Source organism: Paenibacillus sp. HGF5, from assembly GCF_000204455.1.
Lineage (GTDB): Bacteria > Bacillota > Bacilli > Paenibacillales > Paenibacillaceae > Paenibacillus_AQ > Paenibacillus_AQ lautus_A.
In genome coordinates, this window is the sequence record NZ_AEXS01000160.1 from 1 (window position 1) to 16,704 (window position 16,704).

Consider the following 16,704-nt stretch of genomic DNA (forward strand, 5'->3'; position numbering starts at 1 on the left):
CATCCGGGCATACGATTATTATAATTTCAACTTTTTCATGTTCACGAAACGCACTCAGACTATATGGTAAGGAGGGGCCACTTATGAGCACTACGACTGGTAGTAATGCCCCACTCTCCCAATTGAATGACGCGCCGGCCGAGCTGTCCACGGGCTTGGTCCGTCTAAAGCATATTATATTAGCGCTGCTATTATCTGTCGTTTTTTTCCTCGTTTTCTGTTTTATTGCGCTTCATGCCTATATCGCTTGGGTTTTGTCGAATCCGACGGTGGCTCCGCTCTATTCCAATCCCAAGCTTGCGAAAGATATGAATTACGAGAACGTCACGTTCCACTCGATTGACGGGAAACGAAATATCAATGGATGGTATATCCCGGCCGAGAATTCCTCGAAAACCATCGTGCTCAGCCATGGTTACGGCGCCAACCGGGAGGAAACCTGGGTACCGATGTACGATATCGCCCACTACGCGCACAATATGAATTTCAATGTGCTCATGTTTGATTACGGTTTTGCCTCCCAGACCAGCAAGGAAGTGGCGACCGGCGGCAAGGAGGAGAAACGCCAGCTTCTTGGAGCCATTGAGCATGTGAAGCAGCGCGGGGCGAAGCAAATTGTCGTCTGGGGATTCTCCATGGGGGCCGGCACCGCGCTGCAGGCAGGGCTTGAGACCAAGGACGTGGATGCCATGATTCTGGACAGCGCCTTTTTATTGGAGCCGGACACGCTTTACCACAATATCCACAACCAGATTGATCTCCCCCGTCATCCATCGCTGGAGATTCTGGAGCTGCTCTTCCCTGTGCTTAACGGCACAAGTCTGGACCAGATCCCGTACAATGAAGTGAAGAAGCACGATTACCCGTTCCCGACCTTGTTTATCCACGGAACGAAAGACGATAAGGCTCCTTACCCGATCGCCGAGAAAATCGCTTCCAACCAGACGCATGCGGATTCCGATTCCTGGATTGTAGAGGATGCCCATCATGAGCTTATCTTCCGCGAGCACCCTAAGGAATATCTGCGCAAAGTGTCGACCTTCCTCGGCAAACTCGAAACGCCGGACGAATCCTGAGGTTTTCATCAGTTGTTTATATAGCGAAGAGGCCGTGCTTTTCATGATACGATTCTGCTCCCCTGCTGCCTGATGCAGCGGGGGGTTTTTATTTTTCCTTCATAATACAGGCCGCCAAATGAATATAGTGTGTTTAGTGAACCTGATACTGGAGGGAACGGACATGTTATTTCATTATGGAGCGAAGCTCCCGGTACGATTACTGGAGGAAATTCGCTTTTGGAAGCATCAGGAAAGAAAACACCTCGCGCTGATCAAAGCCGTGGTGCCCGATCTGGAGCCGGTCTACGTGAAGATGCTGGATCAATGGGCCATCGTGTTCTCCGACACGGAGAAGGCGGCAGACGAACTTCTGCGCCATATTCTAAGTTATAATGCTTCTCCCACGCCTCAAATGCTGGCCCAGGTCGAGCAGCTCTTGCGCGCTTCCTGCGAGCAGTCCAGGGAGTTCATTCGCCAGCTGCACAGCTTAAAAGAGAACAGTGAGGCCGTTCAGAAAGTACCGCTTGCCGGTACGGTCCTGCACCATGTGATTCGGGAGTCCGAATATTTCCTGAATGCACTCGAAACACTGAACGCCGCCGGAGCGCTGGAGAGATTCATGGATGTGGATATGCCGCTGCAGTCGATGACGCTGCACGAGGCCACGTCTCCTCCGCCGTCTACTCCCGAAGCCGAGCTGTCCATTCAAGGCATGGGAGACAACGGCGGCAAGGCTGTGCCGATTGGCGGGCACCGCCTCCCCCCACTGCCTTACGCTTATAATGCGCTCGAGCCTTATATCGACGAGAAAACCATGCGGATTCACCACGACATCCATCACCAAAGCTATGTCGACGGCTTGAACAAGGCGGAGAAGAAATTGGAGGAGGCCCGAAAAAGCGGCGATTTCGAGCTCGTGAAGCATTGGGAACGCGAGCTTGCGTTCCACGGTGCCGGGCACTATCTGCATACGATCTTCTGGAACATCATGAACCCGCGGGGCGGCGGCGAACCGGGCGGAGAGCTTGCACAGCAGATCAAGAAGGATTTTGGAAGCTTCGATCGATTCAAGAAGCATTTTACCGAAGCAGCAGACAAAGTGGAAGGCGGCGGCTGGGCGATCCTCGTCTGGAGTCCGCGCAGCCATCGGCTTGAGATTTTGCAGGCCGAGAAACATCAAAATCTCTCTCAGTGGGACGTCGTCCCTCTCCTCGCCCTGGATGTATGGGAGCATGCATATTACCTTAAACATCAAAATAAACGCAAGGATTACATCAACGATTGGTGGAACGTGGTCTACTGGCCGGAAGTCGCAGAGCGTTTCAAGCATGCCAGCAAGCTGAAATGGAAACCGTTTTAACTCGCACTCCGGCATTAGCTGCTTCGGATTGGTTAATATTGGGTATGAAGTCTATAGCCCTCCTTACTTCCTTTATGGAGTTTAGGGAGGGCTTCCCTGTTCAGGGGGGTACTTGGTCATGAGCCCGGATTCGAGCAGGATTATTCAAGTTAAGGAGTAACCCAACCTTATTGTTAGGTCTTTTTTACCACATATCTGGTTATTTATTCGGTTGAACGCTACCATATGCTGGATTATGATATGACAGTAAGCTTGGTACGCAGCCTCAGCATTGGTCTAAGGCAACAACCGAAAGATCCGGCGTGCCTGTGGGAGCAGGACATCACGACTGAAGGGATGGGTCAGTGTGAACAGTAGGTTCAAATCGCGTATTTTCATTTTTGCTTTTGTATTCATTATTCTAATTGTTGGAGGATGCCAGCCCGTGAACCATAATCAAAACGAAGCCACTGCAAACGGCAGCTCGGACGAGGTTATAACAAAGGCGAAAACCACGGCCGTTCAGCATTTTAAGGAAAAATACAATTTGGATGTGGAGATTACCAAAGAAGAGATGATGCCTTCGATCGTAGCGGACAAGGTCAACCTCGAAGGGTTTGTCGTGGATCATCCTGAACAAACCTTTAAGATATCCGTAGATTTCAACACAGGCGAAACGTCCAATTTCGTGATGAACCCGGAGCTTAGAAAAGCTATTAAGGGCGAGTGACGGGCCTATGTTTCTCTTTGCAATAACCATAGGCTCTGAACCTGATAGATCACGTTAAGGAGGGAATATATTTGAGTTCACCGCAAGTGGATGACGAGACATACCGACTCATGTCGGAAGCGGCTTACCTCGATCTGAAAAAAGAAGATACCGTTGAGGACCTGCCGGGATGGGAGGTGCTTGAGGACTATAAGAGCAACAGCATATCCGGTTTTGACGCGGTAACTTTCTACAACAAGGAAACGAACCAGGCCGTTATCGCATACCGCGGCACCGAAGCAGGCAGAGATTTATCCCATGCTCTCCCCGATTATCTGGCCGACGCGGATATTGGCATTGAAGAGATCAAACGAAAAATCCCGGAGTTTCGGGCTCCTTGGGCCGACCATGTAGACAAGGTCAAAGAAGTGACGGGCATTAACGATGTCACGGATTGGTTCGGCGAACAATCGAGGAAAATCGATAAGAAAACGGATATCTTGGGCACCAATCAGTTGTATCAAGCCGAGGATTACGCGCTGGAAATGAAGGAGAAGTACAAGGGCGTTGATTTTTCCCTTACCGGTCATTCGCTGGGCGGAGCCAACGCGCAATATGCTGCAGCTTATACGGGCATGTCGGCAGTCACCTTCAGCGCCCCGTCCGTCATCGGGAGCCTCTCCCCTGAAGCCAGAAGAAAAGCCGAGAATGGGGAATTCGACTCCCAGATCATTAATTTCGCCCATCCCGGCGACATTATTGCCAGCGGCGCGCTCGGAGGTTACGACGGTCACGTCGGCTCTACCTATTACATAGACTCCAGTTACAAGGATGCCAATGACGGGCTCAGCATCAAAGAAAAAATCGATAATACGCTGGGAGGCCCCAACTATCACCAGCTGGACCGCTATCAATTCGAGAATGGTTACATTTCGAACCGTCTGTATGACGGTGCTACCGGTAAATCCGTGGATTCGCCCAGAATTCCTTCCCATAGCGGTCTCTTGTTTGGTCTTGGCGGGCCGTTGAGCAACTTGGGCTTAGGTCTAGGTTTGGGCGGCTCAATGGGAGCCCTGGCCGGCTCCGCAGGAGGCTCCTCCGGCACCATCCAGGTCACCCCAGCCGAGCTGCGAAGCGTAGCTGAGAAATGGCGAGCTCACGCCCATCAGAGCGATGCCGAAATGCAGGGAATCCGGCAGCGTCTCTCCAAATACATGTTCTCCAGCCACAGCCGGCGTCTGCAGCCGATCGTCCAGCAGCTGGATACATCCATCATGTCGATGAGTCAGTGGCATCTGCAGCATACCACCGACATCGTGCAGTACATTAAATTTAAGGCGGATCTGTTTGAACGTACAGATAACAGCGGGTAAACATCTATTAGCAACCACCGGGAGGAATGGGGATGAGTCGAGAGATTCTGCTGGAGCTTGATGATTTGCTTCAAGCCGAACGCGAGCTGACGGGGCTGCTTGCAGCCCTTCGGGCCGACGAACAAGAGGCGCGGGGCATGTATGCCCGCCTTCAGGATTGGAAGGGACAATCGGCCAATGTGCTGAGAGACCAGATCGAAGTCTTTTTCATGGAGATGTCTCGTCGAATCCGGGAGATCGAGGAGCAAAAGAGCGCCCTCGTCCAGTATGTGCAATATATGAAACAAGTCGATGGCGCATCTTGATGATCCACGAAGAATCGAGTGTACCATAAGCATCGGCCGCAACAAGGATAAATAAGCTGCTCCGGTTGAATACCGGAAGCAGCTTATACCTAGCGTTATTTTTCAGTGTCTATAATGGGCTCTTGACCAATTAAGGATGTGGACGGTCTTGTTTTATCGTTAATCGTTGTAGTTTTTGTTGTTGTAGATTTTAATGATATGATCCGCATACTTCAAATCGAATATCATTCGCTCCTTCACCTGAGCATGTACGGAGGAATCCTTGCTCAGTTTGTTCATAAGCTGCCCCAAATCTCTACCGAGCTTGGCTGCTCTCTTGTCGATTGTTTTATTTTCGTTCAATTGGTTGACAAGCACCTTCAAGTCCTTTTTATAACTCTTCGCATCAGCCATTCCTTCATTCGGTACATAAATCTCATCGATCTTCCGGTCCATTTCCATCAAGATGGTCTTCACGGACAACCCTGGGTTACTGAATGGAACGATGGCCTTATTCCGGTACATCCCCTGCTTAAGCGGCACGTTATATTGATCGCCGAAGTAAGACAGGAATTCGAAGTACGCGCTGCCTGATGTTCCTTTTTTCTGCGTCTCATAGGCCTGCTCGACGAGCACCGGCCGAGATACTTTGGCCTGTGGCCCGAGCCCCATCGTCACGTAAGAGAGGTCACCGGCAAGCTTTAATGTCTCTTCCGCATCATGCACAACCGCTTGGGCATCCAACTTATAGGACATTGGGAATACGTTGTCCAGATAACCATTTTGCAACCACAGCCCTGCCTCCTGCAGCTTGTAATACGGATTGGTGTAGAAATCGGAATAAACCGCTGCACTGATCGAAAGTTTCGGTGAAATCTTTTTTAATGCCGGTACAAGCTCTTTAACAAATCCCGTAATGATATCCATGCGGAACTGCTGCCATTCCGGCCACAGCTTATCGCCCGGATACAAATTCACCGGATCTACGTCTGTTTTAAATGTCTTCATAAACTGCTCACGGGTATAAGCGTCATAACCATAATCGATTTCCGTCCCGTAGTTATCGGGGTAACGGATGTAATCCAGATGCAGTCCGGCAACCGGGTATCTGGTCACCAGGTCGACATAGAGGTCGGTAATGAAATTCCGGACTTCCGGCAGTGCAGGATTCAGCCAGTAAAAAGTATGGCCGTCTACTTCCCAATAGTCGGCTCCATCCCGCCGGATCATCGACCATTCCGGTTTTTGCTCCATCTTGTTTCCCTCAAGAAATGCGTTTTCCACCCATGCATGGATCTCGAGACCGAGTTCATCGCCCACATCCATATACGCCTGAAGGACGTCAAACCCTTTGTACATCGGATTGTGAGGCGCAAGCGGATTGTCCGAAGGGTAAATCGTGTAGCCATCCCACCAAGTTTCCACATACACCTGATTCAAATTTGCATCCGCAATGAGCTTCAGATGCTGGCGCACTTCATCCATATTCGTCTCTAATGGACGCATCCAGATCGCACGATGGTCGACCTTGCGGGATTCCATGTTCAAGTTAATGACCTCATCCATCAGGCTGTCGAGCGCTGCTGATTTCAAAGTCATCTCGTCGTATGCCTGCTGCTCAATCAGCTTGACGATCTCTCCGCGGATGGCTTTGGCCTCCGCCATTTTCTGCTCGATCTTTGAATAAGGAACATCCATGTACATATCCTTCGACTTCTGCAGCAGCGCTGTCGAAGTCCCGATACGGTAATCGGCTCGATCCAGGGAGGATTGCGGCGTCAGCATAACAACCATCTCTTTAGCGGTGCGATTCATATTTACGGTCGCGCTTAGCTTAGCGTAGTTCTTGAGCCAATCCGCCTTCACACCGTGGCCAGACAGGACATAGCCTTTGTCCGGAATCGGAGAGTTATTGCCACCAACGGATATGACTCTATGATTCTCATCAACGATGACCTCATAACCCCAGGCATTGGTGCCTGTTGTTTCTTTTCCATAATCACTGGTGTACACAATGAGCTGGTCACCCCCGCGGAATCCGTCGAAAGGCTTGTCGTTAGCTGAATCCCAGCCTCCCGGATTATCTTCCTTCGACTTCGGATCCACAGCATCATAAGCAATCCGACTCGCTAGATGCGTCTCTTCATGTACGATGATCTCCACAGGGTTACCCGTTTTGATTTCGCCGCTCGCTATCTTTGCATTCAGATCATTGTAATAAGAAGACCCGGCTTGTACAGATAATACATGGCCTTGGCTTGGAATACGGGAATTGTTATACGTTTTGCCATCCGGCTTAGCCATGCCCGTAATGATGCCATTCTCAATGATAAGCTCAAGTCCCCATTGATTCGTATTGGTCGTTGCTCCATAACCGGCATCATACAGCACGACATCATTCTCGTCGCGATATGCATTTATTTTGTTAATCGCTATTTCGGCACCCTTCACGACGGCAAAACGGTTCATCTGTTCCGGAACCGCAACCCCATTCAGTATCAGCGCATCTCCGATGGCAATCGCTTTCATTTCTTCCTTGGCTGTGCCGGAAGCCGATATCACCACATTGTGCAGGGGGATATAGGTCCCTTTGGAACCGTTCGTATTTTTCTCAAGTACGATTCCTCCTGAAACAATATATTCAACGACGGCATCGTTCTCAAACGGTACTGTAAATGGAGCGCTATAATCTCTGGTATACACGGTAATCCCGTTTTCGCTGCGTTCGGCATTCACCGCGTCAACCACAAGTTTGGTGCCGTCAGGCAGCGTAATGGATGGGCTTGCTCCCATTCCCCCTTCCTGGGCCCTGGCTTTCTCAGGAGAGATCGACATGAGCGAAAAAATGAGGGCACAACACATAAGCACTGAAAACCATTTTCTAAAGTTCATCATTACACCTCCGGGTTATATACTAATTCTGTACCAGCAAAATGGATATACAATGGCATTGGTAAACGCTCTGTTATCACCTCCTTAAAGGCACCCTATGCTAGGGCGCCATCAAGATCATTTGTTCCTGCTTGTACTGATTCATCGCCAACCAGTGTAAAGTCCACCTCAAACATCCGATGCCAAGGGAGTTTAACATCCGCAACCTGCGGCTTCCCACCGGTCATCCCCATTAAATAGGTGCTGCAAAACTCATTCAGCCCTTCCTTGATCACCCCACGAAGCTCGTCTCCCCTTGATCCGAGATCCATAGGCGTCACGTCTAACTCCGGCAGAACCTCCGCTATGACTTCACTGCGGACAACTGTTTGATAGCCCCAATCCTCAATCAGCCTGCGCAGCATGAAGGACTTGCTTCTCTCCCTCCAGACTGCAATGGTTTCCTGCGGGGTCTCCTTACTGTAATAAGAAGCGATCACGGCATGAGCGATAACGGTCCCCAGCGTATTGCCAGAAGTATTCCATGCGGCATAAGCACCCAGCAAATTCAGTTCATTGCCTTTGCTGAGCAGCTTCATCAGTTTATGGTCTGCGCCACTACAGACCGCCACGTCAGCAAGAGCGATAAACAATCCTTTTTTGGAATATGCCCGAAGTGCCTGTCTGAACTCATTCAAATGAATCTCGGAATGATAAGAGCAGCTACACTTCTGGGAGTTTTGGTAGGATTCATTCGTCTCTGATTGACTTAACGGCGGAGCATTTACCATGAGCACAAAATCCGATTCCGTAGAGGAATCAGCCATGAATACACCTGCAGCCGTCATGTGCGATTTAATGCTTTCATTCAAGCTCCGATCCTCATACCTCGGAATCATAAACGGACCTTGTGTTGACGAATAACGGACATAGGCTTCAGGAAAGTAATTTTTAATCTCACAAAATACGCCGGCCAAAAGCGTACAGCCTATCTCGTCTGCCCCCGGATAGAGCATCACGCGATCTACCAGATTGCTTTTGTCCACCATAAACAACAGCTCATGATGCTCTTTAGCCGAGTATCCATCCCTCCCATTGCCATCCAGTGGAATGACCAATTTATCGATGATTCCCTCGTCCGCATAACGTATAGCCATCCGGTTGACGTAAGCATTGGTAGCCCTACGGTCTGTGAAGTCAGTCAACACGTTAGAAGGAATTTTCATCGTCAGCTTCGTAAGCGAATTCATTTCGAATTCAGAAAGATTCTCCCGCTCGCCCTTATCCAGCATCCGTTTATATTCATATAGCTTTCTGCCATGCTGGGCACAATAAGACGGTTCTTCATCATCATTGTCATCAAACGGAACCCGCAAAATCAGGTTATTGGCGTAAATTTTCAGGGATGGATTGATGGCCTTGAGATGCTTCAGCAATTCTAGTCGGTCCTCACATTCCTTATTCGTTAGATGATGAAGTCTGGAAGGGACGATTCCCCCGTACAAAAGCAAATCGAGCGAAACAATCAACCTCGTCGCATCTACGACTTCCTTCTCCAGCCACTGCCTCAGCGACTCGTACTGAGCTGGCTGCTTCTTCATCCCCAGCAGGGACAGTGGCGGCACAATAAGCACCAGGTCAGTCATGGAAGCAAGCTGCACAGGGTAATGATAGTTGCAAGGCCGCTCGTCGAGCGGCAGGTATATAATTTTCTCGTTAGAAAATGTTCCGTTCATGAAGTAATTATCCTTTCACAGCGCCAGCGTTTACACCCTTGATGAAGTATTTCTGAAATGAAATGAATACAATCGCAATCGGAATGAGCGAAATCATGGATCCGGCTGCAACCAGGCGTGTGTTGGATACAAAGGTTCCTTTCAGCTTGTAAAGACCCACAGTTAACGGGTATTTTGAGCTGTCATCAAGTACGAGGAATGGCCACAAAAAGTTGTTCCATGCTCCGATAAAGCTCAAAATTCCGAGTGTGGCCAGTGTAGGCTTCACCATCGGCATCATAATGTTCTGCCATATGCGCCATACGCCCGCACCATCAATGACTGCCGACTCTTCAATCTCCTTCGGAACGGAAATCATCCCTTGCCGCATCAGAAAAATGCCATACGCGGAAACGGCGCCGGGTACAATAACCCCCGTCAAGGTGCCCAGAAGATTCATTTCGTTTAGAATCAAATAAATCGGAATCATCGTCACTTCTGCCGGGATCATCATCGTAGCCATAATCAAGAGAAAAATGGCCTGTCTTCCTTTGAACTGCATTCTTGCTAGGGGAAATGCAGCCAAGGACGCGAATATCAATGGCAGTGCCACGCCAAAGAAAGATAAAATAATGCTGTTCCAGAAGTAAACCGGTATCGGAAGCGAATTCCATACGGTTACATAATTTTCAAGCGTCCACTGCTCCGGAATAAAGCTCGGAGGCATGGTGTAAATGGCCTCGTTCTGTCCCTTAAGTGACGTTGAAAGCGTCCACAGAAAAGGCATAATCATGGCAAAAGCGATGAGTATCATCAATACGTAGGAGAGCGTATTGTTGATGACTTTCCGTTTGTTCCACCGTTTCATTCCGGACGAATGTTTTACTTGAGCGCCTGTAGCTTGATCTGCCATCATTCATCCCTCACTCTCTGTCCAAGTATCGTTTATTAATGACCGTCAGCAGCAAGATCGCCAGGAACAGCACAAAGGACATTGCGCTTGCACCACCCATGTGCAGCTTGGTGAACGCCTCGTCGAAGACCAAATATACGACCGTCGTGGATGATTTCAGCGGCCCGCCCTGGGTCATGGTCATCATGAGGGTAAACTCTTTAAACGCCCCCATTGTGGATACAACGGCCACAAAGAATATAACCGGACGCAGCATCGGGAATGTGATGACCATCTGCTTGCGCCAGAATCCGGCACCGTCCAAATCAGCTGCTTCATACAAATCCTCCGGCACGGATTGAAGTCCTGATAAATAGAACAGCATGTAATAACCAAGGCCCTGCCATACGGTTACAAGCGCAAGACTCGGAAGAACCATATGTTTACTTGTGAGCCACTTTAACGGCTCTGCTCCGAACAGACTCAAGATGTAGTTAAGCACCCCATCGCTCTGGAACATCCAACTCCACAAAAAGGCTGTAACAACAACGGACACAAGTGTCGGAAAATAATAAATAAGCCGGAATGCCTTAACCCCAGCTAATCCCCGATTCACAAGCACAGCCAAAAACACCGGCAGAACCACCAAAGCAGGTGTAACTAAAATCCAGTAATAAGCCGTGTTGCGCATTGCTTTCCAGAATAGGTTATTACCCATTAGATCCTTGTAATTAGCCAGACCGACCCATTCGGCGGGGTTGATCACATCATATTTCGTAAAACTCAGGAACAAGGCAGCAAAGGCAGGGATTACGCTAAAAACCAGCAGCAGCAAACCAGCCGGGGCGAGAAACAGCCAGGCATGTGACTTTTTATACATAGATGCGAGCCTCCTTCGTTACAGCACCATCGATGCCAATAAATCTTCTTCAGCCGCACGAGCGCGGGGCTGAAGAAGATGGTTCCACGCCTAACTCTTTATTGAAGCAATTCATTAACGGCAGCTTCCGCAGCTGCTACGGCATCCGCAGGCTCTAAATCATCTGCCAGCATACGTCTGAATTCTTCGTTAAGGGCTCTGTTGATATCCGCCAGATTCTCAACCGGAGGCAGTAAATCCAGTGATTTCTCAAGCTGTTGTACAGCCAGGTAACGGCCTTTATCTACAGGATCCGTTGCGTCCTTGCCTGCTGCGAAGAATTCATCCTCTGCAGCTTTCTTCACGGAAGGCAGCACGGAGGATAACTTGCTCAACTCAAGCTGGTTCTCTGCATTCGTCACAAACTTCGCAAATTTAACCGCTGCGTCTTTGTTCTTACTCTTCTCCGATACAGCGATGTTCATTGTATTAACCGGAATATTACCGCTGCTGAAAGCAAATGCACTGGCTGCATCCGATTTTTCGTAAACCGCCGGGGACAAATCGTTGACTTGACGGAACAGGTTCGGCCCTGTTTGCCACCAAGCAAGCTTTTCCTGTGCATACCATTCTTGCGGCTTTGCCATTTCCAGCAAAATTTCTTCCGGAATCAGCCCTTCTTGGTTACGCTGCTTATACTTAGCGAAAATTTCAACTGTTTGTGGTACATTAAATGCAGCCTTTGTATAATCTTCATTCAGAATTGGGATTCCGCTGTACAGCAGCTCGTCTCGGATCGATGTCAGGGAATGCCCATAAGCGCCTGTCTTTTCCTTAATGGCTTTTGTCATCTCCCAGGCTTCATCCACCGTTGTTGGAGGGGCATCATAACCTGCTTCTTTCAGCAATTCCTTGTTGTAGAGCACAATATCGTTTGCCAAGTACCAAGGAAGCGCATAGGTTGATCCTTTATATTCGCCCGCTCTCCATACACCTTCGTAGAAGTCATCTTTGACATCTGCGGCAAGCTCGTCCATATTAGCCAGTGCCCCGAGTGCAGCAAGCTTCTTCAAGAATTCGGTGTTCAGGTTAACGACATCCGCCATATTGCCTGAAGCGCTGCCTGTCAACGTCTTCTGCTCAACCGCGTCGATCGGGATATCTTCCCACTTCACGGTCACCCCTGGATTGGCTTGTTCAAACGTATCAATCATGCCATTGATGTAATCATCGAAAGTCGGGCTCAGCGAGATTGTCCAAAACTTGATTTCTGAAGAACCTTCGGACTTACCAGCGGTATCGCTCCCTCCACTGGAGCAGGCTGCCACCATAAACATCATGCATGTAAGCAGTAAAGCGACCATTCTTTTAGATCTTTTCAAACCAAACGCCTCCCTTTTAAGTTCTATTTAGTCTAAAAACCATACAACTGAAAACCCTTTCATAAAAAGGCGGGGAATCGAATCAATTGAGGCAAAGCACAAAACTCGCATAACCCCTTATTTTCTTCCTTGTTGTATAATTGGTACAAATACAACATTACTGATTTTCATATGAAGTGTATATGACGGCATTTACCCTGTTTGTATCCAATTTAGACATGATGATTTTGTAGGAGGTTTTGGCTGCATGCAAATTATCCAAGAACCGATTGAATACCAGGACCCTCTCCTATGTATCAAAATATGGAAATTAGTCAACGATGGCCTGGAGTATCCCATCGAGTGGATATGGCATTATCACAAGGAGGTTGAATTTCTTACGGTTGAGCAAGGAATACTCGATGTACATACACCGGATAAAGTTTACAGGCTGAAAGCGGGAGACAGCTGTGTAATCGGCTCATCCCAGCTTCATTTTGGACGCAAGATCGGCACCGAAAGATTGGTATACATGGTGCTTCATATCGATTTGCACGCCTATTTCAATCCGGCCATTCAAATGTATTACCGTCAATTTACGGAGATTGACCAGCCGTTGGACCGACTAAACTATATCCTCGAAGAGAATACAGATGCCAAAAGGGAAATCGCAGGCATTATGGGAGAAATGCACGATGAGATGCAGGAGAAGAGGAGCGGCTTTGAGATTGCGACCAGCATGCTGGTCATCAAACTTCTGCTGACACTGTTTCGAAATGATGACCGTGGAACACTGAATCAAGAAGGTTCCAGGGATATCCCACTGCTGAAAGAGGTCATTTCTTATATCAACGCTCATATTGGGGAGAAAATCGAGCTGAAGCAGGTGTGCAAGCTGGCGAACATGAGTTACTCCTACTTCTCTAAGTATTTTAAAAAAATGTTGGGAATTTCCTTTACCGATTACGTAAATCGCAGAAAGATCCAGAAGGCGGAGCGCCTCCTGCTTACTCAAAACATGAAGGTGACAGAAATTGCTGAGGCAGTCGGAATCGAAAATATGGCGCATTTTTACGAACTATTCAAAAGATATACCGGCTGCAAACCTAAGGAGTATACCGCCAAGCTGCGCCCAGACCCGTACATCCCGTTGGTTAAGGCCCAAGAGTAAACCAAAAAACCGGCCTTGAGGTCAAAATGCAGGAAATTCAGAAAAAAGCCTCGCCCTGAATGGGCGAGGCTTTTGGCTTATATTATAGGATCCTGCTTTAGTCTTTAATCAAGGACAGAAACTCCGAGCGCTGCGCAGAATCGCTCTGGAACGTACCGCGTACAGCCGACGTTACCGTCTTGCTGCCCGGCTTCTTCACGCCGCGTGCGCACATGCACAGATGCTCGCCTTCCACAACGACCATAACGCCGTTTGGCTGCAGCGCCTCCACCATGATATCGGCGATTTGCGAAGTGATGCGCTCCTGCACCTGAAGACGGCGAGTTACCGCCTCTACCAAGCGTGCCAGCTTGCTCAAGCCGGCGATTTTGCCGCTCGGGACATATCCGATATGGACTTTGCCGAAGAACGGCGCCATATGGTGCTCACACTGGCTGTAGTACACGATATCCTTCACGATGACCAGTTCCTCGTGATTCTCGTCGAAGGTAACCCCGAGAACCTCCTTGGGATCGACTTCATATCCCGCAAAGATCTCTTCGTACATCCGCGTCACGCGGGCCGGTGTCTCAAGCAGACCCTCACGCTTGGGATCTTCACCGATCAGCTTCAATATTTGCTCAACATGGTACTCGATCTGCTCCCGGTTTTGGCCTACTTTATGGTTCACATAGTCCTTTACGCCCGCCACAGTACAATCCCCCTTTCCGTTCCAAAGAAAAAGCAAACGGTTAACTTATAGCCGCTGTTAGCGGTCTTTTTAAATAGAAATGCCCCTCCGTCGTTCCATTTAGACGGGAGTGGGCTTTCTTGCATTATGATTTGCGTTTGCGGCCTTGCCCTTTACCCGGCATAGGCTGATTTTTCATCATTTGCTGTGCACGCTGCATCTGCTTGCTGTTCATGTTATACCCCATTTGTTTTGCCATCTTCTGCAGCATTTGCGGATCGTTCTGCATCTTCTCCAATTGCTTGCGCAGATAGAATACGCCGATGAAGAATCCGCCGACCAGACCCACGATCAATGTAATAATCGGAATGACAATATCCATCACTTGACCACCTTCTACTAATATCTGCCATTTCATGGCGCATACACGAACCTATCATAGCATGTCCTTTTCGTCACAGCAAATGAAAATAACGGATGCTTGGCAGCAGGCAGCTATCGATGATTACGCCTTGGTCAACTACGATCCTTTGCGGTCCGGCATGGCTCCTTCGATCGTCAACAAGGTGCGTTTGATTTCCGGGCCGCCGGCATAGCCGATCAACGCTCCGTCGGCTCCTACCACCCGGTGGCACGGCACGATGATCGGAACGGGGTTCTTATTGTTCGCTCCGCCTACGGCTCGAACCGCTTTCGGACGTCCGATGGATTCGGCTACATCCTTATAGGAGCAAACCGTTCCATAGGGAATGGATTTCAGCGCTTCCCATACCTGCAGTTGGAATGAGGTTCCGCGCATGTCCAGCTGTACGTCGAAAGCCTTCAGTTCCCCGGCAAAGTACTGCTTCAACTGCGTGATCACGGGGGCTAGTCTAGCCTCGTCCCGTTGGTAGCCGCCGTTGCCGGCCCAAGTCCGCGACCACTGCTGGATGACCGCTTCCTTCACATAGAAGCTGCCGAATTCAATGAGACAAAGCCCCTTCTCCGTGGCGCAGACCGTCAGCGGTCCGATGGGAGATTGAACTTCATCATAATACAGCATTTCCGGTCCTCCTTCAGGGATGGCCATCGGCTCGACCCCCTGAATGACAGAACCCTCCTGCTCCGGATTGCCCCCATTCGAGGAACCCGGAACCCCGGCGGATGAAACTTCGGCCGCGGCTTGCGCTTCGGCAGTTGCTTCATTTCCAGCCGGTTCAGGCTTTAGTTTATTCAAGGCTTGCTGCAGCATATCTCGTACTCGGGAATCCCCTTCTGATTTCATGCTTTTCTCTAAGTTGTTCAACGCTTCTTCGCCTCCAATACGGCCCAGAGCCCATGCAGCGGTTCCCCGCAGCTCCGGGCGCGGGTCCTTCAGCAGTACTTCGCTCAGCTTCGGTACGGCTGAAATATCTTTAAAATTGCCGAGCGCGATGACGGCATTGCGCTGAATCGGCTTACGGCCGCGCCAAGCGGCGGACGTATCTCCGAAGGTCTCCTTGAATTCCCGGTTGCTCATATCCAGAATGGGCAGGAGCAGCGGCTTGGCTTTTTCAGGATCGGGCTTGAAGTCCTCTTGATGAGTCCAGCTCTTGCCCCGGTTCTTCGGACAAACAATTTGACAGGTATCGCATCCATACAGCCGGTTGCCGATCTTGCGCATGGCTTCTTCGTCCAGAAATCCTTTGGTCTGGGTCAGAAAAGAAACGCAGCGCTGGGCATTCAGCTGCCCGGGACCGACAAGGGCGCCGGTTGGGCATGCATCGATGCATTTGGTGCACTCTCCGCAATCCTCGGTTACCGGCGAATCCGGCGGAAACGGGATATTGGTTACCATTTCGCCAAGGAATATCCAGGAACCGAACTTCGGAGAAATGATGGAGCAGTTCTTGGCACTGAAACCGATGCCGGCCCGCTGCGAGACGGCCCGGTCGACAAGCGCGCCGGTGTCCACCATGCTTTCAAGCTTTGCATCCGGCACGCGTTCCTTGATGTACGCCTCCAGGCGGCTCATCGCCTCCCGGAGCACATGGTGATAATCCCTTCCCCAAGCGGATCGCGCCATGATGCCCCTGTACTTGCCAGGCTCCGATTTCGGCGGGTTCTCCATCTTGGAGTGGTACGTTATCGCGATGGCGATCAGGGACTTCGGCTCGGTGCCGGGGAGTGCGGGAGTCACCCGCTTATCCAGGTCCGGCTCCTCGAACCCGGACTCATATCCCTTATCCCGATGGGATTGCAAAATCCCCTTCAGGGATTGGAACGGCTCCGCCGAGGCGAAGCCGATATCATCAATGCCGAGCTCAGGTGCAACGGCTTTTAGCTCCTGCTTGAGCTCCTCCCATACCGAAGGCGGAGGAGCGTACGAGCCGAGTGTGTAGGTCATTCTCCAGCGCCTCCTTTTCTGGGATGATGTTCTGTCT

14 protein-coding genes are annotated in these 16,704 nt (G+C 49.9%); 6 read left to right on the forward strand and 8 right to left on the reverse strand.

Annotation, left to right across the window (positions count from 1 at the left end):
• Nucleotides 1–83 precede the first annotated feature (83 nt).
• From HMPREF9412_RS26245 to HMPREF9412_RS26265, 5 genes are all read left to right on the forward strand, one after another.
• The gene (locus HMPREF9412_RS26245; RefSeq protein ID WP_009594930.1) at nucleotides 84–1,076 is read left to right on the forward strand and encodes an alpha/beta fold hydrolase; all 993 of its coding nucleotides are present in this window, start codon (nucleotides 84–86) and stop codon (nucleotides 1,074–1,076) included.
• Between the two features lie 163 nt (nucleotides 1,077–1,239).
• Nucleotides 1,240–2,418, forward strand: coding sequence for a Fe-Mn family superoxide dismutase (locus tag HMPREF9412_RS26250; RefSeq protein ID WP_009594876.1), 1,179 nt, complete (start codon nucleotides 1,240–1,242; stop codon nucleotides 2,416–2,418).
• 424 nt (nucleotides 2,419–2,842) lie between these two features.
• The gene (locus tag HMPREF9412_RS26255) at nucleotides 2,843–3,127 is read left to right on the forward strand and encodes a hypothetical protein (RefSeq protein WP_009594886.1); all 285 of its coding nucleotides are present in this window, start codon (nucleotides 2,843–2,845) and stop codon (nucleotides 3,125–3,127) included.
• A gap of 71 nt (nucleotides 3,128–3,198) precedes the next feature.
• Nucleotides 3,199–4,479 (forward strand): lipase family protein, encoded by a 1,281-nt coding sequence (locus tag HMPREF9412_RS26260; RefSeq protein ID WP_009594895.1) that lies wholly within the window; start codon nucleotides 3,199–3,201, stop codon nucleotides 4,477–4,479.
• 32 nt (nucleotides 4,480–4,511) lie between these two features.
• Nucleotides 4,512–4,784 carry a hypothetical protein gene (locus tag HMPREF9412_RS26265; RefSeq protein WP_009594866.1) on the forward strand — a complete coding sequence of 91 codons (273 nt, stop codon included), beginning with the start codon at nucleotides 4,512–4,514 and terminating at the stop codon, nucleotides 4,782–4,784.
• Between the two features lie 159 nt (nucleotides 4,785–4,943).
• On the opposite strand, the gene HMPREF9412_RS26270 is transcribed toward HMPREF9412_RS26265, so the two are convergent.
• The 5 genes from HMPREF9412_RS26270 to HMPREF9412_RS26290 all read right to left on the reverse strand — a co-directional run bounded on the left by HMPREF9412_RS26270 (nucleotide 4,944) and on the right by HMPREF9412_RS26290 (nucleotide 12,482).
• Nucleotides 4,944–7,556, reverse strand: coding sequence for a glycoside hydrolase family 10 protein (locus HMPREF9412_RS26270; protein ID WP_050802861.1), 2,613 nt, complete (start codon nucleotides 7,554–7,556; stop codon nucleotides 4,944–4,946).
• A gap of 194 nt (nucleotides 7,557–7,750) precedes the next feature.
• Nucleotides 7,751–9,370 carry a DUF4127 family protein gene (locus HMPREF9412_RS26275; RefSeq protein ID WP_009594903.1) on the reverse strand — a complete coding sequence of 540 codons (1,620 nt, stop codon included), beginning with the start codon at nucleotides 9,368–9,370 and terminating at the stop codon, nucleotides 7,751–7,753.
• Nucleotides 9,371–9,377: 7 nt separating this feature from the next.
• Nucleotides 9,378–10,265: a carbohydrate ABC transporter permease gene (locus tag HMPREF9412_RS26280; protein WP_254664117.1), complete on the reverse strand. Its 888-nt coding sequence runs from the start codon at nucleotides 10,263–10,265 to the stop codon at nucleotides 9,378–9,380.
• 7 nt (nucleotides 10,266–10,272) lie between these two features.
• Entirely contained in the window at nucleotides 10,273–11,121 is an 849-nt protein-coding gene (locus HMPREF9412_RS26285) for a carbohydrate ABC transporter permease (protein WP_009594893.1), read from the reverse strand.
• 98 nt (nucleotides 11,122–11,219) lie between these two features.
• A complete protein-coding gene (locus HMPREF9412_RS26290) occupies nucleotides 11,220–12,482 on the reverse strand; it encodes an ABC transporter substrate-binding protein (RefSeq protein ID WP_009594913.1) in 1,263 nt (420 codons plus the stop codon).
• 247 nt (nucleotides 12,483–12,729) lie between these two features.
• Between HMPREF9412_RS26290 and HMPREF9412_RS26295 the strand changes: the two genes are divergently transcribed.
• Nucleotides 12,730–13,632 (forward strand): AraC family transcriptional regulator, encoded by a 903-nt coding sequence (locus tag HMPREF9412_RS26295; protein ID WP_009594908.1) that lies wholly within the window; start codon nucleotides 12,730–12,732, stop codon nucleotides 13,630–13,632.
• Nucleotides 13,633–13,729: 97 nt separating this feature from the next.
• Here the strand turns inward: HMPREF9412_RS26295 and folE are convergent, their stop codons facing one another.
• The 3 genes from folE to queG all read right to left on the reverse strand — a co-directional run bounded on the left by folE (nucleotide 13,730) and on the right by queG (nucleotide 16,667).
• Nucleotides 13,730–14,323, reverse strand: a complete 594-nt coding sequence (gene folE, locus HMPREF9412_RS26300; RefSeq protein ID WP_009594904.1) for a GTP cyclohydrolase I FolE — start codon at nucleotides 14,321–14,323, stop codon at nucleotides 13,730–13,732.
• A gap of 124 nt (nucleotides 14,324–14,447) precedes the next feature.
• On the reverse strand, nucleotides 14,448–14,684 hold the full coding sequence (locus HMPREF9412_RS26305) for a YneF family protein (RefSeq protein ID WP_009594912.1): 237 nt from the start codon (nucleotides 14,682–14,684) through the stop codon (nucleotides 14,448–14,450).
• Between the two features lie 138 nt (nucleotides 14,685–14,822).
• Nucleotides 14,823–16,667: a tRNA epoxyqueuosine(34) reductase QueG gene (gene queG / locus HMPREF9412_RS26310; protein ID WP_009594918.1), complete on the reverse strand. Its 1,845-nt coding sequence runs from the start codon at nucleotides 16,665–16,667 to the stop codon at nucleotides 14,823–14,825.
• Between the last annotated feature and the right edge of the window lie 37 nt (nucleotides 16,668–16,704).